Origin of the sequence: Vibrio sp. M250220 (assembly GCF_036533795.1) — a bacterium.
Classification (GTDB): Bacteria; Pseudomonadota; Gammaproteobacteria; order Enterobacterales; family Vibrionaceae; genus Vibrio.
In genome coordinates, this window is the sequence record NZ_JATABI010000151.1 from 1 (window position 1) to 973 (window position 973).

The following is a 973-nucleotide window of genomic DNA, read 5'->3' on the forward strand; positions in this document are numbered from 1 at the left end:
AAAGACCCTGCATTGCCAATGCTCGCAACTGAAACAGGCTTACTTTCAAAGCAACCATTAAGTAAAAAGCACATGCTTACAGCGATTAAAAATCTAAACTTCATTATCAAATACCACTCGCTTGAGTTGGTTTCCTTCTTTCGTTACTGGATTAACAAGACTGCAACACTACCTAACGGTTGAGTTAATAACTTTTCATTCAACGTTTTTAAAGCCACATCACATTCTGTCAATTGATGCAGGTTAAGATATGGAAAATCGACTATTTCTATGGCTAGGGTGTATTATCCGTAAATGGTTTGTCTGACACCTCTCCCTTACCGTCATATAAAACAACGACTTTTGTATTACCTGTCTTGCTATATGGCGCAGAGTGTACCCAACCATTAGGATCTGCATTCTCTCGGATAGTACAGTCATTATGCTTTCTACTGGGATTGCAAGAGTACTTGTATAATAGTAATACTTGCTCTTTATTTACTAAGACCTGCATAACTCCATTTGTCTTAAAGTTTGGGTAATAATGGTTGATTGTCTCTATTTTTTGCTTGGCAAGCTCACTGTCTATCACATCATCAATGCGAAACCACTTAGTATCATAATTCTCATCGAAATTACCCCATTCGGGCTTCCAACGCTGTTGCCATTTTTCACGTGATGAGCCGCCACCAACCCCATTCTCCCATTCGCCTTTTATAGCGCTAGGAATACCAATGCCAATGCTGGCACTTTTACAACAGCCCTGAACGCTTCCATACGCAAAGTTTGCTCCTCCACCATAAATATCACTGACCCACATATCACGAATAAAATGTGGGCCACCTAAAGACCCTGCATTGCCAATGCTCGCAACTGAAACAGGCTTACTTTCAAAGCAACCATTAAGTAAAAAGCACATGCTTACAGCGATTAAAAATCTAAACTTCATTATCAAATACCACTCGCTTGAGTTGGTTTCCTTCTTTCGTTACTG

At 39.8% G+C, this 973-nt stretch carries 2 protein-coding genes; one reads left to right on the plus strand and one right to left on the minus strand.

The window, feature by feature from the left end; translation table 11 throughout:
* Positions 1-183 (plus strand): hypothetical protein (locus QTN94_RS20065; RefSeq protein WP_331428656.1); only part of this gene is annotated, 183 nt, incomplete at its 5' end.
* A 91-nt stretch (positions 184-274) separates the two neighbouring features.
* On the opposite strand, the gene QTN94_RS20070 is transcribed toward QTN94_RS20065, so the two are convergent.
* Positions 275-928: a hypothetical protein gene (locus tag QTN94_RS20070; RefSeq protein WP_331428657.1), complete on the minus strand. Its 654-nt coding sequence runs from the start codon at positions 926-928 to the stop codon at positions 275-277.
* Positions 929-973 lie beyond the last annotated feature (45 nt).

Bases quoted from the DNA above. Each gene is read 5' to 3' on its own strand.
- QTN94_RS20070 (WP_331428657.1), bottom strand. From the start codon at position 928: ATGAAGTTTAGATTTTTAATCGCTGTAAGCATGTGCTTTTTACTTAAT.